The 19,203-nt window shown below is 62.8% G+C and carries 20 protein-coding genes and 1 pseudogene; 6 read left to right on the top strand and 15 right to left on the bottom strand.

The genetic code is table 11. The features are described from left to right. Window positions 1-153 precede the first annotated feature (153 nt). The 6 genes from BM416_RS10420 to BM416_RS10445 are packed head-to-tail and all read right to left on the bottom strand — an operon-like array spanning window position 154 to window position 5,549. Window positions 154-2,088 (bottom strand): response regulator, encoded by a 1,935-nt coding sequence (locus BM416_RS10420; RefSeq protein WP_092487909.1) that lies wholly within the window; start codon window positions 2,086-2,088, stop codon window positions 154-156. Continuing rightward, the gene (locus BM416_RS10425) at window positions 2,078-2,941 is read right to left on the bottom strand and encodes a sensor histidine kinase (RefSeq protein WP_092487912.1); all 864 of its coding nucleotides are present in this window, start codon (window positions 2,939-2,941) and stop codon (window positions 2,078-2,080) included. The genes BM416_RS10420 and BM416_RS10425 overlap by 11 nt, the downstream gene beginning before the upstream one ends. Next, a complete protein-coding gene (locus BM416_RS10430; RefSeq protein ID WP_092487915.1) occupies window positions 2,934-3,941 on the bottom strand; it encodes an ATP-binding protein in 1,008 nt (335 codons plus the stop codon). Before BM416_RS10430 ends, BM416_RS10425 begins: the two co-directional genes overlap by 8 nt. Further along, window positions 3,932-4,336, bottom strand: coding sequence for an ATP-binding protein (locus tag BM416_RS10435; protein WP_027604300.1), 405 nt, complete (start codon window positions 4,334-4,336; stop codon window positions 3,932-3,934). Before BM416_RS10435 ends, BM416_RS10430 begins: the two co-directional genes overlap by 10 nt. Continuing rightward, complete coding sequence (locus BM416_RS10440; protein ID WP_027604299.1) at window positions 4,333-4,695, bottom strand: STAS domain-containing protein; 363 nt, start codon at window positions 4,693-4,695, stop codon at window positions 4,333-4,335. The genes BM416_RS10435 and BM416_RS10440 overlap by 4 nt, the downstream gene beginning before the upstream one ends. Before the next feature lie 2 nt (window positions 4,696-4,697). Further along, on the bottom strand, window positions 4,698-5,549 hold the full coding sequence (locus BM416_RS10445) for an STAS domain-containing protein (RefSeq protein WP_092487919.1): 852 nt from the start codon (window positions 5,547-5,549) through the stop codon (window positions 4,698-4,700). Window positions 5,550-5,663: 114 nt separating this feature from the next. On the opposite strand from BM416_RS10445, the pseudogene BM416_RS30825 reads away from it, so the two are divergent. Next, window positions 5,664-5,867: pseudogene (locus BM416_RS30825) on the top strand (LysR family transcriptional regulator); the annotation flags it as partial. Here BM416_RS30825 and BM416_RS10455 read toward each other — a convergent pair. Then, window positions 5,862-6,620, bottom strand: a complete 759-nt coding sequence (locus tag BM416_RS10455; RefSeq protein ID WP_092487922.1) for a substrate-binding domain-containing protein — start codon at window positions 6,618-6,620, stop codon at window positions 5,862-5,864. The pseudogene BM416_RS30825 and the gene BM416_RS10455 overlap by 6 nt on opposite strands. Next, window positions 6,620-7,924: an MFS transporter gene (locus BM416_RS10460; RefSeq protein ID WP_092487925.1), complete on the bottom strand. Its 1,305-nt coding sequence runs from the start codon at window positions 7,922-7,924 to the stop codon at window positions 6,620-6,622. Before BM416_RS10460 ends, BM416_RS10455 begins: the two co-directional genes overlap by 1 nt. A 197-nt stretch (window positions 7,925-8,121) precedes the next feature. On the opposite strand from BM416_RS10460, the gene BM416_RS30555 reads away from it, so the two are divergent. After that, on the top strand, window positions 8,122-8,265 hold the full coding sequence (locus tag BM416_RS30555; RefSeq protein WP_162844254.1) for a hypothetical protein: 144 nt from the start codon (window positions 8,122-8,124) through the stop codon (window positions 8,263-8,265). 179 nt (window positions 8,266-8,444) lie between these two features. Here BM416_RS30555 and BM416_RS10470 read toward each other — a convergent pair whose 3' ends face one another. Continuing rightward, window positions 8,445-8,624, bottom strand: coding sequence for a hypothetical protein (locus BM416_RS10470; protein WP_092487928.1), 180 nt, complete (start codon window positions 8,622-8,624; stop codon window positions 8,445-8,447). Window positions 8,625-8,751: 127 nt separating this feature from the next. Between BM416_RS10470 and BM416_RS10475 the strand changes: the two genes are divergently transcribed. Together BM416_RS10475 and BM416_RS10480 are read left to right on the top strand one after the other, a co-directional pair. Beyond that, window positions 8,752-9,675, top strand: a complete 924-nt coding sequence (locus BM416_RS10475; RefSeq protein WP_092356590.1) for a LysR substrate-binding domain-containing protein — start codon at window positions 8,752-8,754, stop codon at window positions 9,673-9,675. Window positions 9,676-9,730: 55 nt separating this feature from the next. After that, the gene (locus BM416_RS10480; RefSeq protein ID WP_092487931.1) at window positions 9,731-10,093 is read left to right on the top strand and encodes a 5-carboxymethyl-2-hydroxymuconate Delta-isomerase; all 363 of its coding nucleotides are present in this window, start codon (window positions 9,731-9,733) and stop codon (window positions 10,091-10,093) included. A gap of 15 nt (window positions 10,094-10,108) precedes the next feature. Here BM416_RS10480 and BM416_RS10485 read toward each other — a convergent pair whose 3' ends face one another. From BM416_RS10485 to BM416_RS10500, 4 genes are all read right to left on the bottom strand, one after another. Further along, window positions 10,109-11,044: a LysR family transcriptional regulator gene (locus tag BM416_RS10485; RefSeq protein ID WP_092487934.1), complete on the bottom strand. Its 936-nt coding sequence runs from the start codon at window positions 11,042-11,044 to the stop codon at window positions 10,109-10,111. 137 nt (window positions 11,045-11,181) lie between these two features. Further along, window positions 11,182-12,369, bottom strand: a complete 1,188-nt coding sequence (locus BM416_RS10490; protein WP_092487937.1) for a cyanate transporter — start codon at window positions 12,367-12,369, stop codon at window positions 11,182-11,184. A 145-nt stretch (window positions 12,370-12,514) separates the two neighbouring features. After that, window positions 12,515-13,957, bottom strand: a complete 1,443-nt coding sequence (locus BM416_RS10495) for an aldehyde dehydrogenase family protein (RefSeq protein ID WP_092487940.1) — start codon at window positions 13,955-13,957, stop codon at window positions 12,515-12,517. Beyond that, on the bottom strand, window positions 13,954-15,579 hold the full coding sequence (locus tag BM416_RS10500; RefSeq protein ID WP_092487943.1) for a 5-guanidino-2-oxopentanoate decarboxylase: 1,626 nt from the start codon (window positions 15,577-15,579) through the stop codon (window positions 13,954-13,956). Before BM416_RS10500 ends, BM416_RS10495 begins: the two co-directional genes overlap by 4 nt. A gap of 111 nt (window positions 15,580-15,690) precedes the next feature. On the opposite strand from BM416_RS10500, the gene BM416_RS10505 reads away from it, so the two are divergent. Then, entirely contained in the window at window positions 15,691-16,563 is an 873-nt protein-coding gene (locus BM416_RS10505; protein ID WP_092487946.1) for a LysR substrate-binding domain-containing protein, read from the top strand. Between the two features lie 48 nt (window positions 16,564-16,611). Here the strand turns inward: BM416_RS10505 and BM416_RS10510 are convergent, their stop codons facing one another. Both BM416_RS10510 and BM416_RS10515 read right to left on the bottom strand, forming a co-directional pair. Next, window positions 16,612-17,226 carry an NAD(P)-dependent oxidoreductase gene (locus tag BM416_RS10510; RefSeq protein ID WP_092487949.1) on the bottom strand — a complete coding sequence of 205 codons (615 nt, stop codon included), beginning with the start codon at window positions 17,224-17,226 and terminating at the stop codon, window positions 16,612-16,614. Window positions 17,227-17,260: 34 nt separating this feature from the next. Continuing rightward, a complete protein-coding gene (locus BM416_RS10515) occupies window positions 17,261-18,124 on the bottom strand; it encodes an MBL fold metallo-hydrolase (protein ID WP_092487952.1) in 864 nt (287 codons plus the stop codon). A gap of 107 nt (window positions 18,125-18,231) precedes the next feature. Between BM416_RS10515 and BM416_RS10520 the strand changes: the two genes are divergently transcribed. Continuing rightward, window positions 18,232-19,137 carry a LysR family transcriptional regulator gene (locus BM416_RS10520; protein WP_092487955.1) on the top strand — a complete coding sequence of 302 codons (906 nt, stop codon included), beginning with the start codon at window positions 18,232-18,234 and terminating at the stop codon, window positions 19,135-19,137. Window positions 19,138-19,203 lie beyond the last annotated feature (66 nt).

The following is a 19,203-nucleotide window of genomic DNA, read 5'->3' on the forward strand; positions in this document are numbered from 1 at the left end:
CCAGCGGTACTGTCATTCCTGACAGGTTCGCCGCCTGTGCCGTTGCGCGATACTGCTTCGTTTTACCGTGGGTTTTCGCGCTGGGCGGGCATCCGATTTCCGCCGCCTTCGGGCACCAGGCAGGTGCCTTGTGGCGTGGTGCCCCTGTCCCTTCTAACCCTCGCCTGCCGTCCCATCCAGCCCACGACGGATCTTTTCCAGCAACTCATCGATATGGAACGGCTTGGAAATCAGATCCATGCCTTCGCCGAGGAAACTTTGCCGGTTCGCGGCATTTTCCGCGTAGCCGGTCATGAACAGGATCGGCAAGGTGTGGCGGATCTCGCGTGCCACGTCTGCCAGTTCGCGCCCGGTCATAAAGGGCAGGCCGACGTCGGTCAACAACAGGTTGATGCTCGGGTCGCTGCGCAGGCAGACCACCGCTTCGTCACCATTGGCGGCCAGGCTGCAACGGTAGCCGGCGTCGGCCAGGACTTCGGCGACAAAGCTGCGCACCGAAGGCATGTCTTCGACGACCAGCACATGTTCGCCCTTGCTCTGGCCGGGTGCGGCCAGAGGCTTGGTCACGATGCTGGCAGGCCCGCTGGCGGCGGGAAGCATGATGGTCACTTCGGTGCCCTGGCGGGTCACACTGCGGATTTGTGCATCACCGCCGGACTGGCGGGCAAACCCGTAGATGGTCGACAGGCCCAGCCCGGTACCCTGGCCCAGTGGTTTGGTGGTGAAGAAGGGGTCGAAGACTTTGTCGATGACGCTGTGTTCGATGCCCACACCGTTGTCCCGCACCGACAGGGCGATGTAGGCGCCATTTTCCAGTTTCAGGTTGCCACTGGAGTAGGCCGGGTAAGTCGTCACCCAGACAGTGCCGCCCTTGGGCAGCGCGTCGCGGGCGTTGATCACCAGGTTCAGCACCGCACTTTCCAGCTGGATCGGATCGACCATCGCCACGGCTGGGTTGTGGGTCAGCTCCAGCTTCAGCGCGATATGTTCACCGATGGTGCGTACCAGCAGTTCTTCCAGGGAGCGGATATGCGCGTTGATGTCGATCGGCCGCGTGTCCAGCGGTTGCTGGCGGGCGAAGGCGAGCAGGCGGTTGGTCAGGCCGGCGGCGCTCAGGGCCGAGCTCAACGCTGCATCGGCATAGGCCATGACCTTGTCGGTGCGCTGGGTCTCGATGCGTTTCTTGATCAGCTCCAGGCTGGTGATGATCCCGGTCAGCAGGTTGTTGAAGTCATGGGCAATGCCGCCGGTGAGCTTGCCCAGGGCATCCATCTTCTGCGCCTGCAACAGTTGCGCCTCGGTACGTGCCAATTGGGTGGCGGCGTTGGCCAGCTCGGCCTGTTGGTGCCGCTCGCGGTGGCGGTGCTCGGTGACGTCTTCGACAAACACCAGGCTCAATTCGGCGCTGCGGTAGGGTGAAACCTGCCATTCGGTCTCCCGCATCTGGCCGTCGACCTTCATCTGCAGGGTGCCCTTCCAGCGCTCGCCGGCAGCCAGGCGCTGGCACAGTTCCTGGAGCACGCCGAGTTGATCGGCGGCGAAGCACTCCAGCAGGGCGTCGGGGTTGAGGTTGTCGTGAATCAACTGGGCGAAGGCGTGGTTACATTCGTGGACCTTGAGCTGTGCATCCATGACCGCAATCGGTGCGCTGATATTGAAGAATATTTCGCGAAAGCGCGCCTCGCTCTCGCGCAGCGCATATTCGGTGTCACGCACCCGCAGCAGGGTCCGCAGGGTCGCCAGCAGCACATCGGGGTCGATGGGGTGGATCAGGTAGGCATCGGCCCCGGCATCCAGGCCGGTGATGATATCGCCGGTCTCGATGGAGGCGGCCGACACGTGCACCACCGGCAGCAAGGCCGTGACCGGATCGGCGCGCAGCCCGCGTACGATGTCGAAGCCGCTCATGTCCGGCAGGTTGACGTCGAGGATCAGCCCGTCGATCTTTTGGCTGGCGATCAGGTCCAGCCCTTCCTGGCCGGTGCCGGCCTCGAGCACGCGGTAGTCATGGTTCTCCAGGCGCCGGCGCAGGGCATAGCGGGTCGCCGCGTTGTCGTCGACGATCAGCAGTTGGATGTCACGGTTCATCAACAAGCCCGCCAGGAATAGAGAGAGGAATGATCACGAAGAACATCGAGCCCACGCCTGGGGTACTTTCCACGCCGACGCGGCCTCCGAGCAACTCGGCAAAGCGTTTGCACAGCGACAGCCCCAGGCCGGTGCCGCGCAGGCGTTTTTGCAGCGGCGAATCGATCTGGGAAAAGTCTTCGAACAGGTTGCTGTGCAATTCGGCCGGAATGCCCAGGCCGGTGTCGTGCACGGCAAAGCGGATTTCCTGATCACCCACTCTCTGCGCCGACACTCGCACTTCACCTTGCACCGTGAACTTCAGGGCGTTGGAGATGAAGTTGCGCAGGATCTGTGCGAGCTTCTTGTCATCGGTGTACAGCTTGGGCAAGCCGATCGGCTCTTCGAAGATCAAGTCCATCGACGTCGCATCGACGATCGGGCGGAACATCCCGCGCAACGCCGAGAACAGATCGAACATGTCGAACCAGGCCGGCGAGATCGTGATGCGCCCGGCCTCGATCTTGGCCAGGTCCAGCAGGTCGTCGACCATTTCGCGCAGTTCGCGTGCGGAGCTGCGGATAAACCCGACCTGTGTGTGCTGCTCGGGGCTCAGCGGACCGTCGAGTTCGTCGACCAGCAGGCTGGTGATGCTCAGGATCGAGCCCAGGGGCGTGCGGAATTCATGGCTCATGTACGACAGGAAACGGCTTTTCAGGTCCGACGCCTGGCGCAGTTGGTCGGCCTGGGTATCCAGCTCGGCATAGAGTGCCAATACGCCCTGGTTGGTTTCGTCCAGTTCGGCGCGCAGTGCATCGGCTTCCAGGCGAAGCGTTCGCACTTGCTCCTCAAGCGAAACGGTGGTGTCAGCCATCGGTGGCCTCCAGGGCAATCACAAAGACGGTAACGTCATCCCGGCCGCGAGAGAAATCACGGTGCAGGACGGCGGCGATCAGGGCAGGGTGGCGATGTGAAAGCCCGGGATAGTCCGCCAGGTTCCAGCGTGACTGCAGGCCGTCGCTGTAGAGGATCAGCATCTGGCCACCCACTTGAGCGTAGTCGAAGGGCTGCGCCTTGCGAAACTGCACGCCGACGATCCCGGGATGGGACGCCAGCCCGCGGGACTTGCCGGGGCCGATCAGGCTGGCGCCGATATTGCCCACCCCGGTAAAACGCAGGCTGTCGGTCGTGGCATCGTACTGCGCCACGGCCACGGCTGCGCCGCGGGTGCCGTTCATGCCGATATGCAGGTCGTTGAACAGCTCGCTTGCGTCGAAGAAGGCGTCTTGGGCAAACACCGCTTCGCCGGCCTGCGCCGCGCGTTCGGCTTCGCTGCCATGGCCCAGGCCGTCGGCTACCATCACGCTGAACCGGCCGGGTTCGATCACCAGGTGCCAGGCATCGCCGCAGGCCGGGTCGTCGTGCAGGGAATGCTGGCTGACGCCGTAGCGGATATCTTTGCTGGCCGATGCCCGTGGATACAGGCGCGCCAGCATTGCCGTGCCGCGCTGATCGGCGTACACGTCGAACACCTGGGCCACACGCGAAATGGCGCCCATGCCAATGCCCTGGGTACCGCCGGTGGAAAAGCCGTCCACCAGGCAACTGTCCAGGTCAAAGCCCTGGCCACGGTCCACGGCGATCAGCTCCACGCCCTGGTTACCCGTGAGGCGCAGATGCAATTGGCCATGGGCGGCATGCTTGAGGATATTGCTGGCCAGCTCGGTGGCCACCAGTGCCACGCGGCCGGCATCGGTCTCGTCGAAGCCCGATTGTTCGGCCAACTGTTGCGCGGTGCGTCGGGCATGGCCGATCTGGCTGACATCCTCGATCAACAACACTTGGGTCAGGGCACTGGGAATATTCAGGCCCATCGGGTAATCGTCACGCGGGTGCCTTGGCCGGGTGCGGTGTCCAGTTCAAACTCGTCCACCAACCGCTTGGCGCCGGTCAGGCCCAGGCCCAGGCCGCTGCCGGAGGTCCAGCCGTCGGTCATCGCCAACTTGAGGTCGGGGATGCCCGGCCCTTCGTCGCGAAAGGTCAGGCGCAGGCCTGGGCGGTGGTCTTTTTCGACCACGGCCCAGTCCATATGGCCGCCGCCGCCGTACACCACGGTGTTGCGCGCCAGCTCACTGACGGCGGTGACCAGCTTGGTCAGGTCGATCAGGCGCATGCCGCATTCCTGGGCCAGCTTGCGCACCAATTGTCGGGCCAGCACTACGTCCTGTTCGATGAGCACCGGGTGAGTGCCACTGCTGGCCTGGGTCATGAGTGATCTACCCGGTCACGCAGCAACTTCATGCCGCGCTCGACGTTCAACGCGGTCGCCACGCCCGGCAGGGTCATGCCCAGTTCCACCAGCGTGATCGCTACGGCCGGCTGCATGCCCACCAGCACGGTCTGGGCATCCATGATGCGCGACAGGCCGGAAATGGTGCCGATCATGCGGCCGATAAACGAGTCGACCATGTCCAACGCCGAAATGTCGATCAGCACGCCCCGGGCGGATGTACGGCTGATGCGCTCGGACAGGTCGTCCTGCAGCGTCAGCGCGAGCTGGTCATGCATGTCGACCTGGATCGTCACGAGCAGGAATTCGCCCATCTGCAAAATAGGGATACGTTCCATGCTTAAACAGCCTTGCTGATGGTGACGCCCAGGCGTTTCAGGGCCAGCGCCAAGGCATCCGCCAGGTTGGCCTTGGTCACCACCCCTTGCAGGTCGAGACCCAGGTGCACGATGGTCTGGGCGATCTGCGGACGCACGCCGCTGATGATGCAGTCGGCCCCCATCAGGCGGATGGCCGTAACGGTTTTCAACAGGTGCTGGGCTACCAGGGTGTCCACGGTGGGTACGCCGGTGATGTCGATGATGGCGATTTCCGAGCCGGTGTCGACGATGCGCTGCAGCAGGGACTCCATGACCACCTGGGTGCGTTGCGAATCCAGGGTGCCGATCATCGGCAGGGCCAGCACGCCGTCCCATAGCTTGACCACCGGGGTGGACAGTTCCAGCAATTCTTCCTGCTGGCGCTTGATCACCGACTCACGGGATTTCTGGAACGTACGGATGGTGTGCATGCCCAGCGCGTCAAGCAGCTCGGAGATTTCCCAGAGTTGTTCGGCCAGTTGCGTCGGTTGTTCGGCGTATTCCCGTTGCAGCAGCGCGAACAGCGGGCCCTTGAGGGCAAAGATAAAGCTGGCGGTCTGTTGCGAGTCCTGGCCGACCAGGGCGCGGCTGTGGGAGAGCTTTTCCAGGAATACCCGGGTTTCTGCCCAGTTTTCATGGTTGACCGGCTGGGAACCGCCTTGCTGCAGGGCCGTGATCAGCAGGTTGAGGAAGTCGTTGGCCTGCTGCCGGGTGTCTTCGGCCTTGACGTTACGCGTGGCCCCCGAAGCTTCAAGGCTGGCAACCCATTCGGTCAGCAGGGTCGGGCGATGGGTGTGCAGTGCCTGGATGGTGTGAGCTTGCAGAGTTGCCACGGGAAACCTCCTTGAATGCCTTGTTGAGTGGCATGCAATTTATACTAAATTGAAGTGCTTTGAATTGTTTCGAAGGTTTTCGTTCATTCGCCTCAAGCCCTGTGGACCGGGCACTTCGGGCTGGTGGAGGCGGGATGGGGGTCGATGCTGCCGTCGATCGCAATACCGGCGTCGGAGCAGCCCATTTGGCTGAGTGTGCCGTGGGTGGAACCGCAGGTGATGGGTAATGTGGGCTTGATCAAACGCCGCGGACGGAGCTGGCCGTCGGCGGCGCTGGAATTGGAGCGGTGGGGGAGGGAGATACCGTTTCGGTCAGCGTGCCACCGAGTCCAGGCCGGTGGATTGCACCACCGGTTGTGCCTGGGGCGAGGCCAGGAACTGCAACAACGCCTTGGCCTGTGCAGGGTGTTCGGCATTGACCGGAATGCCCGCCGCAAAGCGCGTCACCGATTGCACGTCTTCCGGGATCTTGCCGACGTAAGTCACACCCGGCACCGGCAATAACTCCGCCACCTGCTGCAAGCCCACTTCGTAATCGCCCTTGGCAACCTGTTCGGCCACCGGGAGGCGTTCAATCATGGTGCCTTTGGCGGGCATGCCGAGCTTCTTGAACAGCTCTTTCTCGACATACACACCGCTGGCGCTGTCCGAATACGCCACGGACTTGGCTTGGCTCAGCACTGCCTTGAGTTCGGCATCGGTGCCGATCGCGGGTTTGGCCGCACCTTGTTTCACCACCATACCGATACGTGAGTCGGCCAGTTCTACGCGGGACGCCGGGTCGACCTTGCCTTGTTTGATCAAGTCATCCAGGGCGTAGCCGACCATGATCACCACGTCGGCGTGCTCACCTCGGGCCAGGCGGTTGGGAATCGCTTCCGGCGCCTTGCCCATGGAGGGGCCGAGGATGGTATCGAGGGTGTCGCCGCTGTGCTGGGCGTATTGCGGGCCCAGCAGTTTATAGGCGGCGGTGAAGCCACCGGAGGTCATCACCTTGAGTTCCTCGGCCTGGGCCGTCAGCGCCAGGGCACCGAGGGCCAGGGCCGCCAGGGGCTTGAACAGTGGCTTCATCACGCTGCCCCCTGCATCACCTGCCCGCGTGCATTGGCGCGACGATACAGCGCCAGGGTCGAACACAGCGCGCACAGCGCTGCGAACATCATCCAATAGGCCGGCGAGGCCTTGTCTTCGGTGATGTGGATGAACCAGGTGGAGATCGCCGGGGTAAACCCACCGAAGATCGCGGTCGCCAGGCTGTAGGCCAGGGAGAAGCCCGCCACGCGCACTTCCACCGGCATGATTTCCGTGAGGGCGGGGATCATCGCGCCGTTGTACATGCCGTACAGGAACGAGAACCACAGCAGCGTCTCCAGCATATGGGCGAAGCTCGGTGCATTCACCACATAGGACAGCGCCGGATAAGCCGTGAGCACCGTCAGTGCGGTCATGGCGATCAGCACCGGCTTGCGACCGAAGCGGTCGCTCAGGGTGCCGCCGATCGGCAGCCAGACAAAGTTCGACACCGCCACCAGCAAGGTCACCAGCAGCGCGTCGGAGGTGCTCAATTGCAGCACGGTCTTGCCGAAGGTCGGCGCGTACACGGTGATCAGGTAGAACGCGGTGGTGGTCATGGCCACCATCAGCATGCCGCCGATGACCACGGTCCAGTTTTTCACCAGTGTGGCCAGCACCTCGCGCATGGTCGGGCGATGCTTGCGGTTGGCGAATTCTTCGGTTTCCTGCAGGTTGCGACGCAACACAAAGATAAAGGGGATGATCACGCAACCGATGGCGAACGGAATGCGCCAGCCCCAGTCGGCAACCACCGCCGGTTCCATCCACACGTTCAAGCCATAGCCCAGGGCGGCGGCGACCACGATGGAGATCTGTTGGCTGCCCGATTGCCAGCTGGTGTAGAACCCCTTGCGGCCTGGGGTGGCCATTTCAGACAGGTACACCGACACACCGCCCAGCTCCGCACCGGCCGAAAAGCCTTGCAGCAAGCGGCCCAGTAGCACCAGCGCCGGTGCCCACAGGCCAATGGTGTGATAGCCCGGCACCAGCACGATCAACAGCGTGCCGCTGGCCATGATCGACAAGGTCACGATCAACCCTTTGCGGCGACCGACGTCATCGATATAAGCGCCGAGGATGATTGCGCCCAGTGGGCGCATCAGGAAGCCTGCGCCGAACACCGCGAAGGTCATCATTAATGAGGCAAATTCATTGGCGGCAGGGAAGAACGCGGCAGCGATGTAGGTGGCGTAGAAGCCGAACAGAAAGAAGTCGAACTGTTCAAGGAAGTTGCCCGAAGTAACGCGGAATACCGCACCTACTTTCGAACGGGCAGAATCGGGCCGGGAAGGGCTAGTCATGGGTTTGTGTCTCCAGCGTTCTTTTTTAAGTGCTTGTTTCGCGTAAGACCGAGAATAGTGGCTGACACATTTAGAAATGAAAAGTGAAAAATATGGATTGATTAATGTCTGTTGGTTATGAATTTGCGCGCCTTTCAAAGATCCCGCTCTGTTCTATGCTGGAAGGTATGACCAATTCTTACGGAAGGGAGATGGCTATGGGCAATGAACCGAAGCGCCAAGATGAGCCGGAGCATGAGCAACCCCGGCGACATGAAGAGGAAAAACCCCAGACCTGGAAGCACCCGGACGACGGCACTGAGCTGTCCGAGCGGGATCAGGAGCGTCCGCTCAAGCCCTGATCAATGTTCGGCCGGGGCTAAAAAGCACCCTTGACGGGCCATGAACTGCCTCCACGAAGGGCTCTCCGTGGGGGCAGGTGTTACCTGGGGCGGGGTTTCGAATTGCGCCAGCGCGATGCCGGTATCGGCAATGTTGCGGATGTTCATCAAGGCAGTAGCGTCCAGTTCAAAGAGGGGCGTTATGAAACCAGCAACGAAACAGGAAAACCCGACGCCAGCACCAGGTACGCCATCACTGCTGCCAGGCATAGGCCGACGAACACCCGCAACAAGGTGCGGACGGTGGGGCGGGTGACAAAGCGGATAAGCCAGAGGCAGAACCCGGCCACCAGAATGGCCAGGCCAAAAATGACCAGCACGGTAGTGTTCCTGCGACGTGCGAGCGCTGTTTATAGTCCCAAAGCCGCGTGATGAACAGTGTGCACATAGACGCGGCCGACCGGGCTTTCTAAACTGCGGCTTGTCTTGGGCAAGGGGCAGGCGCCGATGAATCGCAATGAATTACGCAAGGCCGACATCAACCTGATGGTGGTCTTCGAAGCACTGATGCTCGAGCGCAATGTGACGCGGGTGGCCGAGAAGCTGTTTCTCGGCCAGCCGACCATCAGTTCGGCCCTCAACCGTCTGCGCACCTTGTTCAACGACCCGCTGTTCATTCGCGTCGGCCATCGCATGGAACCTACCGCGCGCGCCGAGGAAATCATCCAGCACCTGTCGCCCGCCTTGGACTCACTGTCGTCGGCCTTGAGCCTGACCCACGATTTCGACCCATCCATCAGCACCATGACCTTTCGCATCGGCCTGTCCGACGACGTCGAGTTCGGCCTGTTGCCACCGTTGCTGCGCGCCTTGCGCCAGGAAGCGCCGCAGGTGGTGTTCGTGGTGCAGCACGTGGACTATTGGCGGATTCCCGATCTGCTGGCGTCCGGCGATATTACCGTCGGCATCACCCAGACCCGTGGCCTGCCGGCGAATGCCAAGCGCAAGCTGCTGCGTCATATCCGCCCGCGACTGCTGCGCGCCGATGCCTCGGACACCCCGTTGACCCTCGATGAATATTGCTCGCGCCCCCATGTGCTGGTGTCCCACACCGCCAACGTGTCCGGGTTTGCCGATGAGTGGCTGGCGGAAATCGGCCGCAAGCGCCATGTGGTGTTGTCGGTGCCGCAATACAGCGCATTGCCCGCGCTGCTGGCCGGGACCGACCTGATCGCCAGCCTGCCGGACTACACCGCCGAGGCCATGGCGGTGTCGGGCAACCTGTTCTGTGAGCCGTTTCCGTTCGAGACGCCGACCCTGGATTTGTCCATGGTCTGGCTCAGTCATGTGGACACCGACCCTGCCGAGCGCTGGGTGCGTTCGCGGCTGGAAGCGTTCATGAGCGATCGGGGCCAGGCGAACAAGGCCTGAGGCTTTTATCCGTGCTATATCTACAGACTTTCCTACGAATGACTCGGAGTCATCCATGCCACACCTGCACTTGGAATACACCGCCAACTTGACAAACCTGGCCGTCGAGAAAACCCTGTTGCGGCTCAACAATGTGCTGATGGCGTCCGGGCAGTTCGGTTCCGAGTTCGATATCAAAAGCCGCGCCGTGAAGCTCGAGAGTTTTCAGGTCGGCACCTCCCTCAACCCACGCGGTTTCATCGCGGTGAAGCTGTCACTGCTCAGCGGGCGGTCGCCGCAGGTCAAGCAGCAATTGTCGCAAAGCCTGCTGGCAGCGTTGCAGGACATGGGCGACTGGCCGGCGGATCTACAGGTTCAACTCAGTGTCCAGCTGGTCGACATGGATCGCGACTCCTACAGCAAAGTCGCGATCGGCTAACCCTCGTCACAGAAGTCAGAGTAATCCCTGATCCGCACACACCTTCACCACCTGTTCACGAAACCAGGTATTGGCACTGTCCTGTTCACTGCTTTCATTCCACTGCATATCCAGGGTGAACCCCGGCAATCCGTTGGGGGCCTCGCAGTGGCCGAACACCGTCGCCGGTGCCAGCAGTTTCTGCACGCGGCGCGGCAGGGTGACGATGAAGTCGGTGCCGGTGATCATCTTCAGCGCCGCGCTGTAGCTGTTGGCGCGGGCGATCACCTGGCGCTTGTGGGCCTGGCGCGCCAGCCAGCCGTCGATCATGTTGGTGTCGGAGGTCCATGGCGTGGGGAACACGTGGCGCCGTTCGACGAATGATTGCAGGCTGAATGCCGGCTCGCGCGGTGCCGAGCGTTTATCGAAGACGCACACCAGATCGTCCTCCAGCAGCATCTGGCTCTTGAAGTCTTTATGGGCGCGGTGAAAGTGCGGTCCGAAGCAGATCACCAGGTCCAGGCGGCCCTCGCGCAGGTCGTCGGCGGGGATGTCGGCTTCCAGTTTCTGCACATTGACGATCACCGGCAGGTCGGCGCGGTCGAAATGCTTCAACAGGCGCGGCAGGATCAGTTGTTCGAAGTACTCCGGCGCGCAGACATTGAAGGTCACGGCCTTCTGGGTCGGGTCGAAGGCCTGGCCACCGGCGTGGCACAGGTTGATGCTTTCGAGGATCTTCTGCACATGGGCGTACATGGTGGTGGCCTTGTACGTAGGCCGCATGCCCGCCCGCGTGTTGATAAACAGTTCGTCTTCAAAACTGGTCCGCAGTTTCTTCAGGCTGTAGCTCACGGTGGACTGGCTGACGAACAGCGTTTCTGACACGTCGGTAACGCTGCTCTGGTCATAGACGGCGATAAACACCATCAAGTCCTGCATATCGAGTTTTCTGAGCAAGTTACTGTTTAACATCGGTTTCGTCCGTAAACCCCATGTACCGAAGTCAGTACAAGACAGCGCGAAAGCTTAACGGAACGGCCGTACCAATAGAAAGCTCTGTAGGGCGTTTCTATGTTTGTCGTGGGACAAATACTGTTTACAACACGACGTCAGCGAATGTGTTCTGCGTAATGCCTTGGGTTGAAGCGCGTGACGATCAGCAGCATCACCACGACCACCGCCGTCAACGACCACCAGGCCCATTCGAAGCTGCCCAACTGGTCGCGGATCATCCCGGCGATCAGCGGCGACAGGCCGGCAATCAGGTAGCCGATGCCCTGCACGAATGCGGTAAGGCCCCCCGCGCGGCGCGGGTTGTCGAGGTGGTCGAGGGACAGGATCAGGCTCATCGGGAACAACCCGCCGATACCCAGGCCCAGCAGGCACGGCCACAGCAGACTGAGGTGTTGCGGGCTGAGGATCAGGCCGCAGAACCCCAGGATGATCAGCCCCAGCAACACCGCCACCACCCCGCGTTTATCCCGGCTGCGGTTGGCGATGGCCGGCGTCACCAGGCCGGACACCACCTCCATCGCGGTCAGGAAACCCAGCAACAAACCGGCATTCTGTTCGCTCCAGCCTTGCTCCACGTAGTACGGCGCCAGCCACGCCAGTACGCAGGTGTAGGACGCCGTACCGAGGCCGAAAAAGATCGCCAGCAACCAGGCGCGGCCGTTGCCGAAAAACGATTCCTGAGGGCCGGCGGCGGCTTGGGGCAACGGTGGCAACCCCGAGCGCTGGGCGTACCAGAACACCAGGGCCAGCAACGCCAGAAACCCCCAGATCGCCAGGCCGATGCGCCAGCTGCCGGTCTGCACCTGCACGAAGGGGGAGAACGCTGCCGCCAGCGCCGCGCCGCCCATGATGGCGGTGACGTAGAGGCCCATGAACAGCGAAACGTTGTCGCTGAACCGCGACTTGATCAGGGCCGGCATCAACGCCTGGATCATGGCGATGCCCACACCGGCGGCAATCGCGCTGACGATCAATTCCAGGGCCGAATCCAGGAACAATCGCGACAACGTCGCCACGCCAATCACCAGCAGTGACAGCACAATGCTGCGGTGCTCGCCAACGCGCTTGGCCAGGCCCATGCCAAAGAACATCGCCAGGCCCATGGCCATGACCGGCAACATGGTCAGCAACGCCGCGCTGCTGAAACTCAACGGCACGTCGCCGCGAATCGACGACAACAACGGCCCCACGGCGGCCATCGACGGCCGCAGGTTAAGGGCGACCAGCACGACGCTGATCATCAGCCATACGGCGGTGGTGGGTTTTGCCTGAACGTTTTCCATGGGCCTGCCTTGAGTGAACAAGGGTGAATCAGGCCACGCAGGGGGGAGGGGGGCAAATGAGAAAGTCGCAGGGACTATCTAAAAATTGCGGTTAACTGAACCACCGCTATCGGGGCAAGCCCCCTCCCACAGTTGTTCTGCGTCGTCAGATAGACCGGATCACATGCTTGATCTCCTGAAACGCCGCCAGCCCCCACGGGCCCAGCTCACGGCCGATACTGCTCTGCTTGTAACCGCCCCATGCGGTCTGCGGGAAGATCACCTGCGGTGCGTTGATCCACACCAACCCGGCCTGCAAGGCATTCGCCACGCGCTCGGTGGTCTCGACGCTACGGCTGACCACGCTGGCCACCAGGCCGAAATCGCTGTCGTTGGCCAGGGCAATGGCCTCTTCCTCAGTGGCAAAAGGTCGTACACACAGCACCGGGCCGAAGATTTCTTCGTTCCACAATGCACTGTCCAATGGCACGTCGGTAAACACCGTCGGGCGAATGAAGTAGCCCTTCGCCAGGTTCGCCGGGCGTTCGCCGCCACACACCAATCGCGCGCCAGCCTCGACGCCCCGTTGGATATGCCCCAGCACCCGCTGATACTGCACGCGGTTGATCAGCGCGCCCATTTCCACGTCGTCGGCAAACGGGTCGGCGACGCGAATCCCTTCAGCCCGTGCCTGCAAGCGTTGCAGGAATTCATCCGCCAGGCTGTCGGCCACCAGCACGCGGCTGGTGGCGGAACACATTTGCCCGGCGTTGAAAAAGCCACCGCCACACGCCAGCTCCACCGCCAGGTCGAGGTCGGCATCCGCCAGTACCAGCAGCGAAGATTTACCACCCAATTCCAGGCTCACGCCCTTGATGGTTTCCGCTGCGCGTTGCATCACCTGCACGCCCACGGCGTTGCTGCCGGTGAAGGAAATCTTCGCCACGCGACGGTCTGCCGCCAGCGGTGCGCCAACGGCCAAGCCGGTGCCGCAGACCAGGTTGAACACCCCCGCCGGGCAGCCCGCGTCAGCGATGATTTGCGCCAGCTGCAACTCTGCCAACGGCGTGACTTCCGAGGGCTTGAGCACTACGCAGCAACCGGCGGCGAGGGCCGGGGCGAGTTTCCAGGCGGTGGTGACCATCGGGAAATTCCACGGCACGATCAGCCCCACCACGCCGCACGGCTCACGGCGCAGGCGCGCGCTGAAGTCATCGCTGGGCAGCGCCACCGGGCGATCCTGGCCGGCGTCCATGTCGTCGGCGATACCGGCGTAGTACTCGAACGTGGCGATCACATCGTCCACATCGATGCCGGCTTCAAACAGCGGCTTGCCGTTGTTGCTCGATTGCAGGTGCATCAACTGCTCGCGCTGCGCGCTGACGCCTTGGGCGATTTTGCGCAGCAGGCTGGCGCGATCGCGGCCGCTACTTTTCGACCAGTCGATAAAGGCCGCGCTGGCTGCATCCACGGCCTGGGTCACGGCCTGCCCATCGCCGACGCTGACGCGGGCCAGGGTCGCCTCGGTGGCCGGGTTGATCACCTCCAGCACGTCATGGCCGGCACGCCATGCGCCGTCGATATACACACCGTTCAATACTGCGCTCATACCGCTACTTCCTTCATCCATAGGTCCTGGTTGATCTCAATCAGCGTCGGCCCCGGGCGATCGGCGGCGGCGCGCAAGGCGCTGCGTAGCTGTGCAACGCTGTGAGCGCTGTCGGCAGCACTGCCGAGGGCCTTGGCCACGCCGATAAAGTCCGGGGTGTAGATGTCTACGCCGACCGGTTCGATGGCGCGGTTGAGCATGTATTTCTTGATCTCTTCATACCCCTGGTTATTCCACAGCAGCACGATGATCGGCGTGCGCGCTTCCACCGCGCTGGCCAGTTCCGGCAGGGTGAATTGCAGCCCGCCGTCACCGATCAAACACACCACCGGCTGCCCATCGCCACGGCCCAGCCAGGCGCCGATGGCGGCGGGCAGGGCGTAGCCCAAGGTGCCGTAGCCGGTGGAGGAATTGAACCAGCGGCGCGGGTGGTCGAGGTTCAGGGTCAGGTTGCCGCTGTACACCGGTTGGGTCGAGTCGCCCACCAGCACGGCGCCCGGCAGTGCTTCCAGCACCGTATTGAGGAACAGGGTTTGCGCGCGGGCGGCGGCGTCCCAGGTGGGGGCCAGTTCGGCCCACAACCGGGCGACGCGCTGAGCGCCCCAGTCGGTGCGGCGAGGGCCCAGCGGCGTGCGGTTCAATTCCGTCAGCAAGGCATCGGCGGCGATCTGCGCATCGGCCACCAGTGCGAGGTGCGGCGGGTAGTTGCGTACGGTCTGATCGGGGTCGATATCGATGCGTAGCAGCGCGCCGGGTATCTCGAAGCCACCGGCGAAGGTCACGTCGTAGTCGGTCTCGGCCAGCTCGGTGCCGATGGCCAGCACCACATCGGCCTCGGCCACCAGCGCGCGGGTAGCGACCAGGGACTGAGTCGAGCCGATCAGCAGCGGATGCTCGGAAGGCAGCATGCCCTTGGCATTGATGGTCAGGGCCACCGGCGCGCCGAGGGCTTCGGCCAGGCGGGTCAATTCGGCGGCCGCCTCAATCGCGCCGCCACCGGCCAGGATCAGCGGGCGTCTGGCGTTGGCGAGCAACTGGCTCATCTGCCTGACCGCCGCCGGTGCCGCACCGGCACGGGCGATGCTGACCGGTTGACTGCCCAACAGTGCATCGGCGTTTTCCACCAGCACATCCAACGGAATCTCGATATGCACCGGGCGCGGCCTGCCGGCCTGGAACAACGCAAACGCCCGCGCCAGCACCGCGGGCAGCTCCGCTGCCGACATCAATGTATGGGAGAACGCCGCCACCCCGGCCATCATCGCGCCCTGGTTCGGCAGCTCATGCAGCTTGCCGCGCCCACCACCCAATTGGCTGCGCGATTGCACGCTGGAAATCACCAGCATCGGGATCGAGTCGGCATAGGCCTGGCCCATGGCGGTGGTGATATTGGTCATGCCCGGGCCGGTGATGATGAAACACACGCCCGGTTTGCCACGGGTGCGCGCGTAGCCGTCGGCCATAAAGCCGGCGCCCTGTTCGTGGCGCGGGGTGACGTGGCGGATGCTCGAGCGGGCCAGGCCGCGATACAGCTCCACGGTGTGCACGCCGGGGATACCAAACACCTGGTCCACGCCGTAGCGTTCCAGGAGGTTGACCAATACTTCGCCGCAGGTCGCCATAGGTGTCGCTCTTGTCATGGAATCGTGGCGGTATTGGACCGGTTGGCCCGTAGCGGCAACAATCGATAAAAAGTCATACTAGCCATGTCCTCACGTCATGGCTGCGCCCTTATGAAACGCCTTCCGCCACTGCCCGCGCTGCATACCTTCTGGGTCACGGCCCAGTGCTCCAACTTCACTCGCGCCGCCGAGCAACTGCACATCACCCAAGGCGCGGTGAGCCGGCAGATCGCCGGGCTGGAGAGCCATTTGGGCTACGCCTTGTTCCAGCGCCAGGCACGGGGGTTGAGCCTGACCGAAGAAGGTCGCGAGTGGTCGCAACGGGTGCAGCAGGTGTTCGGCCTGCTCGGCGACGCGGTGGAGCAGATCGGCAATCGTCGCCATACCCTGCAAATCAAGGCCTCCACCTGTGTGATGCGCTGGTTGTTGCCGCGCTTGATGCAGTGGCAAAAGGAACGCCCGGATGTGCCGGTGGAACTCACCACCACCGTGGCCTACAGCGTGGATTTTCGTCGCGAGCGATTCGACGCGGCGGTGATCTATGCGCCCATCGCCGAGCAGTCGGCCGAGGCGCGGCACTTGTTCGACGAACAACTCACCCCGGTCTGCGCACCGGCGCTGCTCGCCGGTTTGCACACCCCGGCGGACTTGCAGCAACAGGTGCTGTTGCACCCCACGCGGGATGAGCGCGATTGGGCGCGGTGGCTCAAGGCGGCGGATACGCGGTTGAGCAACGTGAGCCAGGGGCATCATTTCGAGACGTTGGACTTGGCGATGAACGTGGCCTCCCAGGGCTCCGGGGTGGCGATGGGCGACAGTGCGTTGATGGGCGAGGATCTCAAGGCGGGGCGCTTGGCGATGCCGTTTGAACTGCGGGTACCGACGGGGAAGGGGTACTACCTGGTGTATCCGCCGGAGACGGTGCCGTCGGCAGGGCTTGAGGCGCTGATGGATTGGTTGGTGAGCCAGGCGCAACAGTCGTAGGCGCTGAAGATCCAAATGTGGGAGGGGGCAAGCCCCCTCTCACAGGTGTCAGTAGCCGACGGTGAAGCGCTTGCGCGAGTGCTTCGGGGTTTCCACTTCATCGAGCATGGCGATGGCGTAGTCGGCAAAGCTGATCGAGCTGGTACCGTCACTGCTCACCAGCAAGTCATCCTGGCCCAGGCGGAATTTACCGGTGCGCTGGGTGCCATCGAACAGGGCCGACGGCGACAGGAACGTCCAATCCAGGTCCTTTTCCTGACGCAGCACGTCCAGAAACGCGGCGCCTGCACTGGCTTCGGCCTTGTATTCAGCCGGGAAGCCCGCGCTGTCGATCACACGCCCGCCACCGGGCAGCAGCAACGAACCGGCGCCGCCGACCACCAGCAGGCGTTTCACCCCGGCTTTTTTCACCGGGCCGATCACGGCGCTGGCGGGCAGGGTGGCGAAGTGTGCCGCACTGATCACCACATCGCTGCCGCTGATGGCTTGTTCCAGGGCATTGGCATCCAGTGCATCAACCTGCTTGACGGTGACGCCGGGGCGTACGGCGAGCTTGTCGGTATTGCGCGCGATAGCAACCACGCTATGCCCACGACGCAGGGCTTCTTCCAGCAATTGGCTGCCGGCACGGCCGGTGGCCCCAATGATTGCGATCTTGCTCATGATGTTCTCCAGTACGGTCAGGGTTTAAAGCCATTCACCACTTCATTTCGCCCTTGGCGACTTTGGCGCTCAGTTCCAGCGAGCTTTCGTCGGCGAGGGTGGGGTAGCGCTTTTTCATGGCCGCGATCAGGGCGGCGGCGTCCTTGGCCTTGGCGGTTTCTACGTCGAAGGCCTTGATGTAGTCGGCAGTAAAGGCCACGGATTGCGGTGACGGCGTGCCCAGGTAGTGGCCAGGAATCACCGTGCGTGGCTTCAACTGTTCGATGCGTTGCAGGGTCGCAAGCCAGTCTTTATGGGATTGCGCGCTTTGGGTATCGGCCATCCACAGGTGAATGTTTTGCGCGACCACGACGCCCCCGACCACGGCCTTGATCGACGGGATCCACACGAAGCTGCGGTCCGGCTGCGGGCCGTCCAGGCCGATCACCTCCAGTTGCTGCCCTTCAAGGGTCAGGCTGTGGCCTTGCAGCACCTGGGGCACGATGGTTTTGCCCGGTTTGTCGGCACCCATTTTCGGGCCCCAGAACTCAAGTTTGCCGGCCACGGTGGCGTTGATATGGTCGACCACCGGTTGCGGTGCCAGGACCTTGGCGTCGGGGAACGCGGCCGTCAGGGTGTCGAGGCCGAAGTAGTAATCCGGGTCGCCGTGGCTGATGTAGATGGTGGTCAGGTGTTTGCCGCTGGCGCGGATCTTCTGCACCAGTTGCTCGGCCTGGCCCTTGCCGAATTGCGCGTCCACCAGGATTGCGTCTTTGGCGCCGCTGACCAGCACCGAGCTGACCGGGAAGATCGCCGCCTCGCCTGGGTTGTAGACATCCAGGGTCAGGTCGGCCGCCGCTGCATGGCCGGCAAATGCCAAGGCAGCGGTGAAGGTCAAGCGCTTGAGGGTTGAGAACATCGGGCAGCTCCAGCAGTGGATTCAAAGGATGCACAGAGCTTAGTTGCACTAAACCGAACTAAAAATGCGATGCTGGGACATAGTTTGTTTCTGAAATCGGGCAAATCATGGATCGTCTTCAAGCAATGCGCGTGTTTGTCATGGTGGTGGACCTGGGCAGTCAGTCCGCCGCCGCCGATCATCTGGACCTGTCGCGCCCAGTAGTGTCGCGTTACCTGGCCGAGTTGGAAGACTGGGTCGGCGCGCGCCTGTTGCACCGCACCACGCGCAAACTCAGCCTCACGGCGGCCGGTGGCGAAACCCTGCCACGCTGTCGGCAACTCCTGGAATTGTGCGGCGATATGCAGGCCGCCGTCAGTGAGCCCGATAAGGCGCCCCGTGGCCTGTTGCGCCTGAGTGCCAGCACCTCGTTCGGCCAGGCGCAATTGGCCGAGGCCATCGCGGAGTACGTCAAGCGCTACCCCTTGGTGACCATTGACCTGCAAATGCTCGACCGCACGGTGAACCTGGTGGACGAACGCATCGACCTGGCCATCCGCACCAGTAACGACCTGGACCCCAACCTGATCGCCCGGCGCCTGACAGTCTGTCGCTCCGTGGTGTGCGCAACCCCGGCGTACCTGTTGGAGCACCCGGCGCCGCAGAAAGTCGAGGACCTGGCCCGGCACAACTGCCTGACCCATTCGTACTTCGGCAAAAGCCTGTGGCATTTCGAGGAGCACGGCGAGCACGTCTCGGTGCCGGTGCACGGCAATATCACCGCTAACGAAGCCAGTACGTTGTTACGCGTGACGCTGGCCGGCGCGGGTGTAGCGATGCTGCCCAGCTACCAGGCCGGCGATCACATCCGCCGTGGTGAACTGGTACGTCTGCTACCCGAGGCCGAACCCCGGCAGATGAACATCTACGCGGTCTATGCGTCACGCAAACACATGCCTTCGGCGCTGCGCAGCCTGCTGGATTTCCTGGTGGTGAGGTTCCCCGAGGAGCCGGTGTGGGATAGGGGGCTCTAAAGCGACATAACCCTGTTGAATGTCGCCCAATAATGGCAACTCGCCCTGGTTGACCTATGCTTTAAA

The organism is Pseudomonas sp. NFACC42-2 (genome assembly GCF_900116055.1).
Lineage (GTDB): Bacteria > Pseudomonadota > Gammaproteobacteria > Pseudomonadales > Pseudomonadaceae > Aquipseudomonas > Aquipseudomonas marginalis.

Coding starts and splice junctions, on each gene's coding strand:
- BM416_RS10425 (WP_092487912.1), bottom strand. CDS start 2,941: ATGGCTGACACCACCGTTTCGCTTGAGGAGCAAGTGCGAACGCTTCGC.
- BM416_RS10475 (WP_092356590.1), top strand. CDS start 8,752: ATGAATCGCAATGAATTACGCAAGGCCGACATCAACCTGATGGTGGTC.
- BM416_RS10485 (WP_092487934.1), bottom strand. CDS start 11,044: ATGTTAAACAGTAACTTGCTCAGAAAACTCGATATGCAGGACTTGATG.
- BM416_RS10480 (WP_092487931.1), top strand. CDS start 9,731: ATGCCACACCTGCACTTGGAATACACCGCCAACTTGACAAACCTGGCC.
- BM416_RS10460 (WP_092487925.1), bottom strand. CDS start 7,924: ATGACTAGCCCTTCCCGGCCCGATTCTGCCCGTTCGAAAGTAGGTGCG.
- BM416_RS10490 (WP_092487937.1), bottom strand. CDS start 12,369: ATGGAAAACGTTCAGGCAAAACCCACCACCGCCGTATGGCTGATGATC.
- BM416_RS10520 (WP_092487955.1), top strand. CDS start 18,232: ATGGATCGTCTTCAAGCAATGCGCGTGTTTGTCATGGTGGTGGACCTG.
- BM416_RS10505 (WP_092487946.1), top strand. CDS start 15,691: ATGAAACGCCTTCCGCCACTGCCCGCGCTGCATACCTTCTGGGTCACG.
- BM416_RS30555 (WP_162844254.1), top strand. CDS start 8,122: ATGGGCAATGAACCGAAGCGCCAAGATGAGCCGGAGCATGAGCAACCC.
- BM416_RS10420 (WP_092487909.1), bottom strand. CDS start 2,088: ATGAACCGTGACATCCAACTGCTGATCGTCGACGACAACGCGGCGACC.
- BM416_RS10515 (WP_092487952.1), bottom strand. CDS start 18,124: ATGTTCTCAACCCTCAAGCGCTTGACCTTCACCGCTGCCTTGGCATTT.
- BM416_RS10440 (WP_027604299.1), bottom strand. CDS start 4,695: ATGGAACGTATCCCTATTTTGCAGATGGGCGAATTCCTGCTCGTGACG.
- BM416_RS10435 (WP_027604300.1), bottom strand. CDS start 4,336: ATGACCCAGGCCAGCAGTGGCACTCACCCGGTGCTCATCGAACAGGAC.
- BM416_RS10510 (WP_092487949.1), bottom strand. CDS start 17,226: ATGAGCAAGATCGCAATCATTGGGGCCACCGGCCGTGCCGGCAGCCAA.
- BM416_RS10455 (WP_092487922.1), bottom strand. CDS start 6,620: ATGAAGCCACTGTTCAAGCCCCTGGCGGCCCTGGCCCTCGGTGCCCTG.
- BM416_RS10430 (WP_092487915.1), bottom strand. CDS start 3,941: ATGGGCCTGAATATTCCCAGTGCCCTGACCCAAGTGTTGTTGATCGAG.
- BM416_RS10495 (WP_092487940.1), bottom strand. CDS start 13,957: ATGAGCGCAGTATTGAACGGTGTGTATATCGACGGCGCATGGCGTGCC.
- BM416_RS10500 (WP_092487943.1), bottom strand. CDS start 15,579: ATGGCGACCTGCGGCGAAGTATTGGTCAACCTCCTGGAACGCTACGGC.